Source organism: Mycobacterium heckeshornense (assembly GCF_016592155.1).
Classification (GTDB): domain Bacteria; phylum Actinomycetota; class Actinomycetes; order Mycobacteriales; family Mycobacteriaceae; genus Mycobacterium; species Mycobacterium heckeshornense.
Genome location: NZ_AP024237.1, coordinates 1,304,626 through 1,318,247 on the forward strand (window position 1 = coordinate 1,304,626; position 13,622 = coordinate 1,318,247).

General features: G+C 61.7%; 14 protein-coding genes. 5 read left to right on the plus strand and 9 right to left on the minus strand.

The genetic code is table 11. The features are described 5' to 3' along the window. Positions 1-13: 13 nt before the first annotated feature. Genes MHEC_RS06335 through MHEC_RS06365 form a run of 7 tightly spaced genes read right to left on the minus strand, consistent with a single transcriptional unit; the run spans position 14 to position 6,119 of the window. Entirely contained in the window at positions 14-1,177 is a 1,164-nt protein-coding gene (locus tag MHEC_RS06335; protein ID WP_048893373.1) for a lipid-transfer protein, read from the minus strand. Next, positions 1,174-1,626, minus strand: a complete 453-nt coding sequence (locus tag MHEC_RS06340; RefSeq protein ID WP_048893372.1) for a MaoC family dehydratase — start codon at positions 1,624-1,626, stop codon at positions 1,174-1,176. The genes MHEC_RS06335 and MHEC_RS06340 overlap by 4 nt, the downstream gene beginning before the upstream one ends. Beyond that, on the minus strand, positions 1,623-2,735 hold the full coding sequence (locus MHEC_RS06345) for an acyl-CoA dehydrogenase family protein (RefSeq protein WP_048893371.1): 1,113 nt from the start codon (positions 2,733-2,735) through the stop codon (positions 1,623-1,625). The genes MHEC_RS06340 and MHEC_RS06345 overlap by 4 nt, the downstream gene beginning before the upstream one ends. Before the next feature lie 16 nt (positions 2,736-2,751). Next, positions 2,752-3,153, minus strand: a complete 402-nt coding sequence (locus tag MHEC_RS06350) for a Zn-ribbon domain-containing OB-fold protein (protein WP_048893370.1) — start codon at positions 3,151-3,153, stop codon at positions 2,752-2,754. Beyond that, complete coding sequence (locus MHEC_RS06355) at positions 3,153-3,701, minus strand: FAS1-like dehydratase domain-containing protein (protein ID WP_048893369.1); 549 nt, start codon at positions 3,699-3,701, stop codon at positions 3,153-3,155. The genes MHEC_RS06350 and MHEC_RS06355 overlap by 1 nt, the downstream gene beginning before the upstream one ends. Positions 3,702-3,713: 12 nt before the next feature. After that, positions 3,714-4,904, minus strand: a complete 1,191-nt coding sequence (locus MHEC_RS06360; protein ID WP_048893368.1) for an acyl-CoA dehydrogenase family protein — start codon at positions 4,902-4,904, stop codon at positions 3,714-3,716. Between the two features lie 3 nt (positions 4,905-4,907). Further along, positions 4,908-6,119 (minus strand): cytochrome P450, encoded by a 1,212-nt coding sequence (locus MHEC_RS06365; RefSeq protein WP_048893375.1) that lies wholly within the window; start codon positions 6,117-6,119, stop codon positions 4,908-4,910. 159 nt (positions 6,120-6,278) lie between these two features. Here MHEC_RS06365 and MHEC_RS06370 point away from each other — a divergent pair, with 159 nt between their 5' ends. Together MHEC_RS06370 and MHEC_RS06375 are read left to right on the plus strand one after the other, a co-directional pair. Beyond that, positions 6,279-7,739, plus strand: a complete 1,461-nt coding sequence (locus MHEC_RS06370; RefSeq protein WP_048893367.1) for an aldehyde dehydrogenase family protein — start codon at positions 6,279-6,281, stop codon at positions 7,737-7,739. Continuing rightward, positions 7,736-10,126 (plus strand): CaiB/BaiF CoA transferase family protein, encoded by a 2,391-nt coding sequence (locus tag MHEC_RS06375; RefSeq protein ID WP_048893366.1) that lies wholly within the window; start codon positions 7,736-7,738, stop codon positions 10,124-10,126. The genes MHEC_RS06370 and MHEC_RS06375 overlap by 4 nt, the downstream gene beginning before the upstream one ends. 9 nt (positions 10,127-10,135) lie before the next feature. Here MHEC_RS06375 and MHEC_RS06380 read toward each other — a convergent pair whose 3' ends face one another. Beyond that, positions 10,136-10,627, minus strand: a complete 492-nt coding sequence (locus MHEC_RS06380) for a MaoC family dehydratase (RefSeq protein ID WP_048893365.1) — start codon at positions 10,625-10,627, stop codon at positions 10,136-10,138. Between the two features lie 469 nt (positions 10,628-11,096). Here MHEC_RS06380 and MHEC_RS06385 point away from each other — a divergent pair, with 469 nt between their 5' ends. The 3 genes from MHEC_RS06385 (at position 11,097) to MHEC_RS06395 (ending at position 12,925) form a co-directional block, all read left to right on the plus strand. Beyond that, a complete protein-coding gene (locus MHEC_RS06385) occupies positions 11,097-11,534 on the plus strand; it encodes a nuclear transport factor 2 family protein (protein ID WP_048893364.1) in 438 nt (145 codons plus the stop codon). A gap of 244 nt (positions 11,535-11,778) precedes the next feature. Next, entirely contained in the window at positions 11,779-12,567 is a 789-nt protein-coding gene (locus tag MHEC_RS06390) for a TetR/AcrR family transcriptional regulator (protein ID WP_048893363.1), read from the plus strand. An 82-nt stretch (positions 12,568-12,649) separates the two neighbouring features. Beyond that, the gene (locus MHEC_RS06395) at positions 12,650-12,925 is read left to right on the plus strand and encodes a hypothetical protein (protein ID WP_162490248.1); all 276 of its coding nucleotides are present in this window, start codon (positions 12,650-12,652) and stop codon (positions 12,923-12,925) included. A 147-nt stretch (positions 12,926-13,072) separates the two neighbouring features. Here MHEC_RS06395 and MHEC_RS24795 read toward each other — a convergent pair whose 3' ends face one another. Beyond that, complete coding sequence (locus tag MHEC_RS24795; protein WP_308203875.1) at positions 13,073-13,543, minus strand: aldehyde dehydrogenase family protein; 471 nt, start codon at positions 13,541-13,543, stop codon at positions 13,073-13,075. Positions 13,544-13,622 lie beyond the last annotated feature (79 nt).

Here is a 13,622-nt window from a genome sequence, read left to right on the forward strand (position 1 = left end):
CGACCATAGGCCACTACCCGGGTGCCAGGATGAGACCACTCGTCGGTACCCCGGTGCCTGATGTCACGAGCACGTGCTCGACTCCGTCGACCTGGTTGCATGACGTGCCGCGCACTTGTCGAACAGCCTCGGTGATGCCATTCATTCCGTGGATGTACGCCTCACCGAGGAGGCCGCCGTTGGTGTTGATCGGCAGCGAGCCACCAAGCGACAAGTCCTCGATCGAGACGAAGTCTTTGGCCTCCCCCCGGCCGCAGAAGCCAAGCTCTTCGAGCTGGGTAAACACGAACGGTGTGAAATGATCATAGAGGAAAGCAGTTTGGATATCCGCCGGTTTCAACCCAGAGTCGCGCCAGAGCTGCTTGCCGACGACACCCATTTCCGGCAGCCCGGTAATGTCCGCGCGGTAATAGCTGGTCATCACCTCGCCGTCGTAGGCCGCGCCTTGCGCTGCAGCAGTGATAACTGCTGGGGGCTGGGCCAGGTCCCGTGCTCGTTCGAGACTGGTGACGACGATCGCGACGCCGCCGTCGCTCTCTTGGCAGCAGTCCAGCAACCGCAACACCGGTTCGATAATCCACCGAGATTTCTGATGGTCCTCGAGCGTGATCGGGCGCTGGTAGAACCAAGCATCAGGATTGGTCGCGGCGTGTTTACGGTCGATCACCGAGATCTTGCCAAAGTCCTCGTTGGTGACGCCATAGGTGGACATGTATCGCTGCGCGTGCAGCGCCACCCATCCGGCCGGTGTCACGAGGCCGAACGGCGCGTACGGGGCGAGCCACAGCGGGGGAGCGCTCATCTGCCGCCCGGCTCCTCCGAAGCGAAACCCGGACCGTTCATTGAACGCGCGGTAGCACACGACAACATTGGCGGCACCCGTGGCAACGGCCATCGCGGCTTGCATAACGGTCCCGGCGGCAGCACCACCGCCGTGCGGAACACGGGTGAAGAAGGTGAGATCGGCAATGCCGACGTTGCGGGCAACCGCGATTTCCTCGTTCTCGTCGACAGTGAAGGTGACCATGCCATCGACATCGGCCGGTGTAAGCCCGGCGTCGTCTAGCGCGGCCTTAACGGCTTCGCATGCCAGCTGCAATTCGCTACGGCCCGACTGCTTCGAAAATTCGGTTTGGCCGATGCCCGCAATCGCGGCTTTACCGCCGAAGCTGCTCACGCCCCGGCTCCGTCGAGGAAGCTCAGCTGCGCGGTGCCTGTTACATGGTCGCCAAGACTAGTGGTGCCCTTGAACGTCACCTCGACAAGGCCTTCTGTGGCACCGGATGTCTTGCCGGTCACGGTACCGGTAAATCGAAGGGTGTCATCTGGGTACGCCGGGACGCCGAGCCGGATTGACAGCCTTCTAACCATCGCCTCTGGTCCCGCCCAGTCGTGCAGGAATTTCACACATAAACCGTTCGTGGTGAGGATGTTCATGAAAATGTCTTTGGAGCCTTGGGCGATGGCGAAGTCCCGGTCGTGATGTACCGGCATGTAGTCCCGGGAGGCGATGGCGCCCGCGACAATGAGTGTCGTGGTTACCGGCACCTCCATCGGGGTGACGTCGTCACCGATTTCAATCGAGTTCCACGCCAACGTATGGGTGCGGCTTATCGCGGAGGTCATTGATTTCCTTCCGGGTAGGTGCTGCCAAGGTGTGCCAGCTGATGTGATGCTGAGCCTAGAGTGAGTTCGATTTGCTTGGCCCACACGAAGTATCGCCACAGCGGATAGGTAATGTCGATGCCGATGCCTCCATGTACCTGCTGAGCGGTCGCGGCCACCCGGGCGCCGGCCTCTGCAGCCCAGAACTTGGCGATTGCCGCTGCCCGATCGACAGGGCGGTTTTCTGACACCAGCCATGCGGCATACCAGGTGGTCCAGCGGATCGCCTCTACATCGATGAACGCGTCGGCCATCCGCTGCTGGACCGCCTGAAAGGAACCTATGGGCCGTCCGAACTGTTCGCGCTCGCTGGTGTAGGACGCCGCTATTCGCAGAGCACGCTCAGTTACACCAAGCTGAAGCGCCGCGAGCCCGATGATTGCTCGTGAGTACAACAGGCCGACCGCCTCTGGCCCGGCGTCGAGACGATTGCTGGCGGGCACAACCGCGCCGTCAAGGACAACTTCGGCGAACGGTTCGCCGTTTGTGGTTTTGACGGGCTCTACATGCACACCAGCGGATCCGACATCGAGGACAAAGAGGCCAGGTGCGCTGTCACAGGTAGCGCTCACAACGATTGCGTCGGCCAGCTGCGCTGCAGGCACAAGTTCCTTCGTGCCGTCGAGACGCCAGGTCGCGCCGTCGTGCCGGGCTGTCGTCGCGGGTCGGGTGGGGTCGGATCGGTTCGGCTCTGATATTGCTGCGGTCAGGATCCTGCTGCCGTCGACGACACCGGGAAGGTATCTTTGCTTCAGTTGCGGTCCCCCATGGCGTGCGATGGTGTCGGCACCGAGCAGCAGTGTCGGGTAGGCCGGGATCGGTGCGACACTCCAGCCTATTTCCACAAGCAGCATCGTCAGCTCAAGGAATCCCCTGCCGCTCCCGCCGACCGATTCCGGCAAGGCGATGCCGAGCAGGTCGGCTGAAGCCAGCTCGCGCCAGAGCGCTGGATCGTAACGAACGTCGCCCGCTTCGACCTCGGTCAGGTGTTGCGGCGTGGCGCGATGCTCGAATAGATGCCGGGCAACCTTGCCAACGGCTTCCTGTTCCTCGCTGAAGGTGAAATCCATTTGCGGCTCCCGTCGGTCAGCGAGCGGGACGAAACTGGTGCAGTACCAGTTCGCCGTCGTTGAACGTCTCGTAGAACACCTCGACAGGCATCCCGGTCCGAACGTCGTTCGCGTCGACTTCGCGCAAGTTTGACACGATTCGTACGCCTTCGGCGAGCTCGACCAGGACGACGATGTAGGGGTATTCGAAGAAGGGCAATGGCGGGTATTGCGGCATCACATAGCTGTAAACGGTTCCGCGCCCGACTGATTCGATTGTGTCCCAGTTGAGCGACTGGCAGTTGGCGCACATCGGTCGCGGTGGCATGCGTAACGTCTTGCAGTCAGCGCAGCGCTGGATAAGCAATTTGTGGACGCGCAAACCGTCGTAAAAAAACTCGTTATCGCGGTTGATCGTTGGTGCTAGACGATTTGCCATCAGCTACCCGGCTTGAATCGGAGGGTGCGAAACCGCTGGCGGCCAATGATTTCGCCGCTCTGATCGCGGTAGGTGGTTATCCAGGTGACGAAGAACCCACTACCCATCGCCGTCTTCTTCTCATCAGAAATCGTCTCGAAGACTGTTTCTGCTGTGATCTCGTCGCCGACGCGAGGGTAGCGCTCGATTTCGAATTCGGAATTCGTCGCCACGGTTCCGGTGTAGCCAGCGTCGGCGAGGAATTGCAGCGGGTTGTTTTTGATCTCGACCGGAACACCGCCGCGTTCCCGGATTCCGGCCAGTTTCGGCGGCGCCATCGTCCAACTTTGCAGCATCACCGGTGGCGAAACGAGGTCGCCGTAGCGGGACTGCTTCGCCCATTCGGTGTCGAGATATGCCGGATTCATGTCACCGAGCGCGTAAGCCCAGTGCCGGATCATTGCGGCGTTCACCGGATCAGGGGCCTTCACCGGCTGACCATCGCTGATGGGTTGGCCGACTAGCGCGTCGAGGCGTTGTCGCAGTTCGTTTTTCGACTGGTCGGTCACTGATCAACCTCTCTACTTGGATGCGTCAGCTCGTTGGTCGCGAGGTGCTCGCGGCATGCCAAGGCCAGCCATGGCAATGATGTCCCGTTGCAACTCGTTAGCCCCGCCGCCGAACGTGTTGATCACTGCGAGGCGATAGGCCTGTTCGAGCTCACCACGCAGCGGGGCGTCCGCGCCCTTCCGGGTGCCGTGTTCTCCCAGGACCTCAAGCAGTTCCCTGGCGACTTGTTGAGTTAGCTCCGTTCCGAATACTTTGGCCGCCGACGCCTCACCCATGCTAATTCCGCCAGCGGTAATCGCGGAGTTCACACGCAAATTGAGCAGACGGTAGGCGGCTACCTGCGCCTCTACCCGGGCGAGCGTGTGCTGGACCCATGACTGGTCGATGACGAATCCCTCATCGAGGGGGGTGGTCTTAGCCCAGGCGAGGGTTTTCTCGAATAACGGCTCGAGCGCGCCGAGGTTGCCTAGAGCGGCGCGCTCCAAGTTGAGCTGGTTGGTGACGAGTTTCCATCCGTCATTCTCGCGCCCGACGATGGCGCTGGCCGGCACCCGAACATTGTCGTAAAACGTGTAGTAGGTGGACACGCCGGGCATCGTGTGCAACGGTTTCCACGAGAATCCGGGCGCACTGGTCGGGACAATGAAGAGCGTGATTCCCTTGTGCTTCTTGGCCTGGGGGTCGGTGCGCGCCGCCAGCCAAATGTAGTCGGCATATTCGGCGCCACTGGTGAATATCTTCGAGCCGTTGATGGCGTAGTGGTCGCCGTCGCGTACTGCCGTCGTCCGCAACGACGCGAGATCACTGCCTGCACCGGGTTCGGAATAGCCGATTGCGAAATCTACAGTGCCGCTGAGGATCGCAGGTAAGAATCGCTTTTTCTGCTCGTCGGTACCGAATTGTATGAGGGTCGGACCCACGGTGTTGAGAGTGATCAATGGTAGCGGAGCGTTCACGCGCCGGGCCTCTTCGGCAAAGATGTACTGCTCGATTGCCGTGAGCCCGCCGCCGCCGTATTCGGTCGGCCACGCCACGCCGAGTAATCCCGCCTCGCCGAGCGCGCGCCTGCATTCGGCAACTGCCGCGCCCCCTTCAACTTGACCAGATATCGCCGCTCGCCGTTCGGGTGTCATCACGGCTTCAAGGCGCGCGCGGAAGTCCTTGCGGAGCTTTTCCTGCTCGGGGGTGAAATCGAAGTCCATCAGTTACCGATTCGTCCTTAATTTGACTGGCATGCGTTTGACGCCGGGCACCATCGTGGCGCGCAACCGCGTAACGTCGCCCGCGAGTTCGATGCTCGGATATGTGCCCAGCAGTACCTCGAACATCACCCTGGCCTCCAGACGCGCCAGCTGAGCGCCCAGACAGGAATGCTCGCCACAACCGAAAGCAATGTGCGGGTTCGGGTTACGGGTTATGTCAAATTCTTCCGCGGTCGGCCCAAAGATGTCTTCGTCGCGATTGGCGGCGCCATACAGCATCACCACGGTCTCGCCCCTTTTGATCAGTTGACCGCGGATCTCGATGTCCTCGGTCGCTTGGCGCGCCATATGTGTCACCGGACTGGTATAGCGGAGCATCTCTTCGACAGCGCAGGGAATCAGCGTTGGGTCCCGGCGGAGTTTTGCGAACTGCTCGGGGTGCTCGATCAAGGCCAGCGTGCCCAGAGCAATGAGGTTGCGGGTCGTTTCATTGCCAGCCACCAGAAGAAGGAACGAAAAGTTCAGCAGGTCCTCGTCGCTGAGGCGTTCGCCGTCGACTTCAGCGGCAGCCAACACGCTGAGCAAGTCTTCCCGGCCGCTGACCTCGCCTGAACGGCGGGCCGCGATCAGCTGGGTGAAGTAGCTGTATAACTCGCCCAGGGCCACAACGGGATCGAGTTCTATATCGGGATCGGCCGTTCCGACCGCCGCATCCGACCAGGCCCGGAACTGCTCCCAGTCGTCGGGTGGTGCACCGAGCATCTCGGCGATCATCCGGGTCGGCAGCGGAGCGGCGACCTCTTCGGCGAACTCAAGGGAGCCGGAAACGTCCAGGCCGTCGAAGATGCCGTTGACGATCTCCCGAACCTTCGGCTCCAGCAGTGTCACGCGTCGGCGAGTGAACCCTGCGTTGATGAGCTTACGCAGCTGCCGGTGTCGTGGAGGGTCGGTGAAGATCAGGCTGCCTTCCTGCACCGGCTCGGGTTGTTCGGGATCGGGAATCGTGATCCCCTTGGTCGAGGAAAACAGGTGCGGCTGGGTGGAGACAAACCGCACATCCTCGTACTTGAGCAGCGCCCAGAAGTTCGTGACGTCGTTCCACACCACCGGAGAGGTCGCCCGAAGTTCGCGATATGCCGGGTAGGGATCACCCGCGTAGAAGTCGGGTGAGTGCAAAGGAACTGTTGTCGTGCGCACCGTGGCCCCTCTCGACATCAGCGAGTCAGACATATATGCTAAAAATGTCTGGTCAGATTTGTTTACCTCAGCGAATCACACTCTGTCAATAGAGCATATCGTGTATATAGGTCCACCTCGCACAAGCTACTGTCATACAGTTTGGATCAATATGTTTGATGCCGAGCAGGGGTCCCCATGACCGAGGCCTACGCCTTCGTCGACACCTACGGGCACTACATCGATGGCCGCTGGGTGTCGCCCGACAGCGGGCGCTACGACGACGTCGATCCCGCGACAGAGGACGTGATCGTCGCCGCTCCCGATGCCAGCCCCGACCAAGTCGCCAGCGCGATCGAGGCAGCTCGGCGGGCATTCGACTCCGGCGTGTGGTCGGGTCTCGCACCCGAGGAACGATCCCGCTGTCTGGGTCAGTTGGGCGCGGCTCTGCTGGAGCGAGCGGACGACTTCTACGCCCTGGCTCAGCTGGAATGGGGCTGTTCAGCGAATGAGCGGATGTTCCACGTGGAGGGGCCGGCCGTGATGGCCAGCCACGCCAGCGAGCTAGCGACCAAGCCCGTCGAGCAAAAGATGGACGCCTGGGGAGCCGACGGCACCACGCTTTTGCGCTACGAGCCTCTTGGAGTGGTTTCGGTCCTGACTCCGTGGAATTTTCCACACACACTGAACACCATGAAACTCGGCAGCGCCCTCGCTGCGGGAAACACAGTGGTGCTCAAGCCGTCTCCGCTGACGCCGCTCGCCGGACTGGCGTTGGCGCGAATCATTGACGAGCACACAGACATACCGCCGGGTGTCGTCAATGTAGTTACGCCGTCGGGTGTCGAGGCGAGCAAGCTGCTCACCACTGACCCGCGGATCGACATGGTCAGTTTCACCGGCAGTTCGACGGTCGGCCGTGAGGTGATGGCAGGAGCCGCCACCGGAATGAAACGGATCTTGCTGGAATGCGGAGGGAAATCGGCGTGCATTTTCCTCGATGACCTCGACGTGACTGCCGAGCTGCTCAAACGAGTGCTGTTCGAAAGCCTCACTATGCATGCCGGCCAGGCCTGCATCCTCAACAGCAGGCTTTTGTTGCCCGCGGCGATGCATGACCATGTCGTCGACGAACTCGCCGAGCTGGCCCGCAGCGTTGTGGTGGGTAACACCACCGATCCGGCTGTCGAGATGGGTCCGTTGATCAGCCGGGCCCACCTGGAACGGGTAGAGGGCTTCGTCGCGCAGGCCGTGCGAGACGGTGCCACCGTGGTGGCCGGTGGTGCCCGACCCGAGCATCTCGAACGCGGGTTTTTCTACCAGCCGACCATCATCGTCGATGCTGCGCCCAGTGCGCGCATCGCTCAGGAGGAGGTGTTCGGTCCGGTGCTGACCGTGCTGCGCTATCGCGACGACGACGAAGCCGTCTCGATAGCCAATGACTCCCAATACGGCCTTGGCGGTGCAATTTGGGGCGGCGACGTTGACCGTGCGGTCGCGGTTGCCCGCCGTATCCGCACCGGTCAGATCTCGATCAACGGAACGATCGCCGGGGACGCGCCGTTCGGCGGTTTCAAGCAGAGCGGTATCGGCCGTGAAGGTGGAATGCTGGGTCTGCGGACCTACATGGAGCCCAAGGCGATCGGCGTCCCGGCATGACGGGGGCGCTGGCCGGCATACGGGTGGTGGAATTTGGCACCGAAATCACCGCCCCCTACTGCACCAAGCTGCTGCGCGATCTCGGCGCTGAAGTGTACAAGGTCGAGTCACCCGCCGGCGATCCGTTGCGGCGCTGGGAGCCTTTTCCCTACGGTGTGCCCGACCCGGATCGCTGCGGCTTGTATGAGTACCTCAATGCCGGAAAGCGCGGCGTTACATTGGATTTCACCCGTCAGAGCCATGCGATGAAGGCACGTGAGCTGATCGCTGAGGCCGACATCCTGGTGGAGAACCTGCCATCGGGCATGGTTGACCGCTGGGGGATGAACAACGACAGCCTGCTGCGCATGAATCCTCGTTTGGTGGTCGTGCGCATCTCCGATTTTGGCCGGGAAGGACCGCTGCACGATCGTCAAACCACCTCGTTGACGCTGCAAGCGGCATCGGGCTGGGTCAACACGCGTGAATTCGGTCGTCCGCCGGTCCAGGCAGGCGCTCGTATCCCCGAGTATGTGGCAGGTGGCTATGCAGCTCTGGGCGCCCTGACCGCGCTGCGCATCGCGCGCGGCGTTGCAAGCCAACTCGTCGAGGTGGACGTATCGACGTTCGAGTCGTTGCTGTCCGCGCTGCCCTACCCGATGTTGATGGCGGAACGCCTTAAACGGCTTGGCCTTCCTACCAACACCCGCGCAGCGCCGATGCTGGGGATTATGCGCGCCGCCGACGGATGGGTCGGGATCAACTGCCTGACCGGCCAACACTGGCTGGATGTGTGCGCGATGGTCGGTCTGCCGGAATTCGGAGAGCACCAGCTCGCGATCATGTCGGGTGGGCCCGAGCGTGACGAGTTCTTCGCGAAGGTACAGCCATGGCTAGACGAACAAACCGTCGCCGAGATCGTCGAGCTCAGCCAGGCGATGCGGATACCAGCCGCGCCGGTCACCGACGGCGCGTCAATTCTGAGCTGTCCGCAGTACAGTGAGCGCGGCTTCTTCATTTACGGCGGCAGCGAGAGCTGGCGGTTTTGCCGCCCGGGTGCGCCGTTCCGGTTGTCTAAAACTCCGCCGGCCGCACCCGGTTGCGCACCCCGGCTCGGAGACATGACAGCCGACGATACCAGTGTCGTCAAACACGCGAAAAGTGTTGATCCGTCGATTAACACCGCTCTGCCATTCGCCGGATTGAAGATTCTCGACCTGAGTACATTCTGGGCAGGTGCTTACCTGACGTGCTACTTGGGCGCGCTGGGGGCGGATGTGATCAAGGTGGAGTCGATCCAGCGGCCCGACGGGCATCGGTTCTCAGGTGCCCTGCTGCGTGAAGGCGACGACTGGTACGAGCGCGGACCGCTATGGCAGGGAACAAACCTCAACAAACGCGACCTCACTCTGGATCTGAATTCGACACGGGGGCGTGAGATCGCGATGCGGCTTGCCTCTAACGCCGATGTTGTGGTGGAGAACTTTTCGCCGCGGGTTATCGAGAACTTCGGCCTGGACTACGACTCGGTGGCGGCCGTCAATCCTGACATCATCATGGTGCGCATGCCGGGTTTCGGTCTGCACGGGCCGTGGCGCGACTACGTCGGCTGGGCGTTGAATATTGAGCAACTTTCCGGAATGGCTGCTGTCACAGGCTATCCGGATGGTCCACCGTGCAGTTTGCAGGGTCCTGCCGATCCGATTGCCGGTGTGCACGCCGGCATCGCCTTGCTGGCAGCGCTGAATCATCGGGACCGCAGCGGCGAAGGGCAGCTGATCGAAGTCGCACAGATTGAGGTCGGTGCGGCAGTGACTGCGGAGCCGATTATCGAATACTCGCTGACCGGGGTCGTTTCACCGCGTGAAGGCAACCGGCACCGTAGCTACGCCCAGGGTGTCTATCCGACGCGGGTGGCGGACGAGTGGGTTGCATTGTCCGTGCGCGACGACACCGACTGGGCTGCACTGGTCGAGGCAATGGGTGCACCGCAATTGGGCGCCGACGAACGTTTCGCCTCGGCGCGGCGGCGTCGGGACAATCACGACGAGTTCGACGAAGTCGTCAGCCGCTGGACCCGCACACTGAGCGCGGACGAGGTCGTGGAGGCGGCTACGGCTGGCGGTGTCCCCGCCGAGCGGGTACTGACCCCTGACCGTATGTATGAGTCGGCGCAATTGGAGGCTCGCGGCTACTACGAGTCGATCGATCACCCGATCACGGGTACCCACCGTTATCCCGGGTGGCCATTTCGCATCACCCCTGGCCCGCCGCGGCACCATCGTCTGCCGCCGCCAACCCTCGGTCAGCACAACGCGGAAATTCTCAAAGGACTGGGCCTAACCGATGAGGCGTTGGTGGAGCTGGAAAACCAGCGGGTGATCGGTCAGCGCCTAGCCAACGCATGACCGATGAGCTCAGGGCCGCTCGCTTACCATCATCGCGATCGTGTCGACCACACATGCCGGCCGGTCCGAACCCTCGACTTCGACGGTCACCCGCACCGTTGCCCGGCCACCGTTGGCCGATCGCTCCAGCTTGACCAGCTCTGCACCTGCCCGGATACGCGAGCCAACCGGCACCGGGGCCGGAAATCGAAGTTTGTCGACCCCGTAGTTCACCTGCATCGACAGCCCGGTGACCTGGTAAATCTCCTTGACGAGAAGGGGCACTAACGACAAGGTCAGGTAGCCGTGGGCAATAGTTGTCCCATACGGTCCGGCCGCGGCCCTTTCGGGGTCGACATGTATCCACTGATGATCGCCGGTGGCTTGGGCGAACAGGTCGATCTGCTGTTGGGTGACCTCATGCCAGTCGCTATAACCAAGGTGTTGCCCCAGTTGGGCCTCGAATGCCGAAATCCCCTCGTATACAGCGGGAATCGCCGCATCGCGGTCAGGCGGGCACATGAATGCCCAGCAGGTACAACTGGTCGCCCATGCCGAAAACGGGGCAAGCAAGCGAACGTGGTGACACCGCCCCGATCCTCCCGGTGATAATATCTATATGCGCTTTTAGAGAATGATATTATCATATTTCCTGGCAACATCCACAGACGACAGCCAGTGCATGTTGGTGCCGATACGTTGGCACCGACGATGGCGTAATACCAAGGTTTCGGAGCAATGCACTACCTTGACGCCACCGTGCGTGCCGCAAGCCGCAGGCCGGCGATGTTCGGAATTGCTTCGCGTCTTGGTTGCTTTGCGGGCGCAGGCAGACCGGCCGGCCTGCGGCCCGATGACGCCACCCTGGCATTCCTGCGCGACCAACGCAGACATGATGTGGCCGAGAAAGTGCTTCAGGGTCCTAACGGTATAGGAATATTCATTAGCGAAATCGGAAGTAGATGTTCTGATATCGACTGAAAGGGCTGTTGTGCAACTGTGGGAGCTAGAAATCCGGGAGTCGGCGAGACAGACCCTGGCCGAGTACACCGCGGCAACCGATAGCTTCGACCTCAAAGCGCTTGCGGCCTGCTTCGCTCCTGACGGTGTACTGGAATTCACTGGCGGACAACCCATCGCAGGACGGGACGCAATCGAGACCGGGCTTCGCGCCCAGATGGAGGTTTCCCGCTCCGCGTCGCGTCGGGCACCGAAGTACGTGCGACACCACCTCGCCAGTATTCGATTCTCAGCCGTCGAGAGGAACCGGGTCGATGTGACGAGCTATTTCGCTGTGTATACCGACATCGGCCTTGATCACTGGGGCAGGTATCGTGACGTGCTGATCCCCGCCGAGGGCCGTTGGCTCCTCGCCTCCCGGAAGATCGCCGTCGATGGCTTTTCCGGCGAGAGCTTGATGGCTCCTTGAGACTGATGAATTCCTGGCGGGCCGCAATCGGTGGCGAGAATGTTGGGCTGCGGAACCCGCGAACCGGGACGCGGTAGCTGTCCCCGGGCCTTCCTGGCGAAGCGGCGACATCAGTGGGGGTTGCTGATCTGGATTCCTGCCCCTGCAATGTGTGAGAATACGAATTCACGAAAGCAACAAACACCGTTGACACACCTCGTGGCCACAGTGCGGTGCCGTAATAGTCGCGTATCCTGAGGTCATCATGAAAAGCCAAAACGGTGACGACCGAGAGCTCGGGGACGCCGAGGAGCCCGGCAGCGGTGCGATCAAGTTGTCGAGCAAATGGCAGGAACGGACGCTCGAGCGCCGGTTGAGCAACGCACGAGCGCGCGCGCTTGCCAGGAGCTCGCGGTTCCTGGCGACCGCTCTCGAGCTGGTCCAGGAGTCCGGCCGCGCGGACTTCACCATCCAGACGCTCATCGACCGGTCGAACTTAAGCTTGCGTGCCTTCTACCAGCACTTCGCCGGAAAAGAGGAGCTGTTACTCGCACTGTACGAGAACGTCACGAGCCAATTCACGGAGGACATCAGGCAGGAAGTCGCCGCCGCCGATGGCCCGATGGAGCAGCTGGAGGCATTCTGTCGAGGGTTTTTGTCGCGCGCGGAGTCGTCCCAGAAAATGGGCGGTCGCGTCGCGACGATCTACAACCTGAGCCTCGAGATCGAGCGACCCGCTGATTTCGCCAAGGTATGGGAGCCGCTGCAGAAGCTGCTCACCAGAATCCTCACCGACTGCTCGCGTGCCGGATTGGTCCGCAAAGACCTCAGCCCCGCTCAGCTGACAGCGCTGCTGAACGCCACTTTGACGTCCCTCGCCCAGATCGGCGTATTCCAGGTCGGGACCCGCGGCGCGAACCTGACCGAAGACGACATGTGGGCCTGGTGCCGGCAAGCGGTCAGTCCGCCCGCCGTCGACAAAACCAAGACCGGCACTGCTAAGACGACCCGGCGCCCTGCAAGTGGTCGACGGGTCAAGAAGCTAACGGGGTAACCCGAGACCGCGCAGAGCGGTGATCGTGCGCGGTGTCTTGCTCACCGGAATAAATTCTTGTTCCCACCGACAATCTCACCGAATGCTCAAAGCAGCGGTTTCTACAGCAGTGGAGTCGAAGCAGCTGCGCAGCGCGCCCAGTCCGACGAGATCATTTGCATCCTGTGCGGCACAGACCAGCGCCCAAGGTACTGAACAGCTTCGACATCGGTCCCTCGGCGATCGACGCATGGTCCTGCTCGCCGATCTAGATGCAGCGATGCTGCAGCAGTGGGGCGACTTCGAGTTCGATGGCAATTCTCGCCAGTCGACGGCGCACATTGTCGTGCTTCCCGCCAATGAGCCCGCGCCGTTTTAGAGTCCTGTGGCCCACGGCTGGGCTGGAATGGACGATGGAACGCGGGCCGTGCTAGACCTCGGCGACCTCCTCGTCGATGACGACGCCGTGGAGGATCGCTGGCTGGGATTTCAGCAAGCCTCCTTACCGCCTCGTGCGCAGGCCAAGCTACGGTCTTGGTCTGGGTGAAGATCGCCAGCCCTTCAAAACGCACTGCCCGCCGATACCGGATTGTTTGTAGCCGCCAAACGGGGCGTCAGCGCCGCACCACGGTCCGCTGTTGATGCCCAGCGTCCCAGTACGAATGCGACACGCTACGGCCTTGGCGCGGTTAAGACCTGACGCGAACACGACACCGGAGAGCTCATAGATGGACTCGTTGGCGATTCTGACCGCATCGTCATCGTCCTTAAACCCAGTTACCGAGAGAACTGGTCGAGAATTATCGTACGTCATATACGGAGATGTATATTTCCGCCAGCTGATCATCGCTGGTCGTTTTGCGCCGGGGGAGTGGGGCTGCGCAGGATCCCGTCCCGCACACTTGCCGCGGCCGCGCGCGATCCGTATTCGTTGTGTGACCGGGCACAAGCATGCGTCTTCCACCGGTGGGTCCGCCTCCTCGCGGCCCCTCCTCATGTCTGCCAGCGCGCCGCAGCCCACGCCGCGATGGCTGACGCGAAGACCTGGAGTCTGGGTCGATAAAAATCGAGTTGGC

Coding starts and splice junctions, on each gene's coding strand:
- MHEC_RS06340 (WP_048893372.1), bottom strand. CDS start 1,626: ATGACCTCCGCGATAAGCCGCACCCATACGTTGGCGTGGAACTCGATT.
- MHEC_RS06345 (WP_048893371.1), bottom strand. CDS start 2,735: ATGGATTTCACCTTCAGCGAGGAACAGGAAGCCGTTGGCAAGGTTGCC.
- MHEC_RS06350 (WP_048893370.1), bottom strand. CDS start 3,153: ATGGCAAATCGTCTAGCACCAACGATCAACCGCGATAACGAGTTTTTT.
- MHEC_RS06360 (WP_048893368.1), bottom strand. CDS start 4,904: ATGGACTTCGATTTCACCCCCGAGCAGGAAAAGCTCCGCAAGGACTTC.
- MHEC_RS06365 (WP_048893375.1), bottom strand. CDS start 6,119: ATGTCGAGAGGGGCCACGGTGCGCACGACAACAGTTCCTTTGCACTCA.
- MHEC_RS06370 (WP_048893367.1), top strand. CDS start 6,279: ATGACCGAGGCCTACGCCTTCGTCGACACCTACGGGCACTACATCGAT.
- MHEC_RS06375 (WP_048893366.1), top strand. CDS start 7,736: ATGACGGGGGCGCTGGCCGGCATACGGGTGGTGGAATTTGGCACCGAA.
- MHEC_RS06380 (WP_048893365.1), bottom strand. CDS start 10,627: ATGTGCCCGCCTGACCGCGATGCGGCGATTCCCGCTGTATACGAGGGG.
- MHEC_RS06390 (WP_048893363.1), top strand. CDS start 11,779: ATGAAAAGCCAAAACGGTGACGACCGAGAGCTCGGGGACGCCGAGGAG.
- MHEC_RS06395 (WP_162490248.1), top strand. CDS start 12,650: ATGCTCAAAGCAGCGGTTTCTACAGCAGTGGAGTCGAAGCAGCTGCGC.
- MHEC_RS24795 (WP_308203875.1), bottom strand. CDS start 13,543: ATGAGGAGGGGCCGCGAGGAGGCGGACCCACCGGTGGAAGACGCATGC.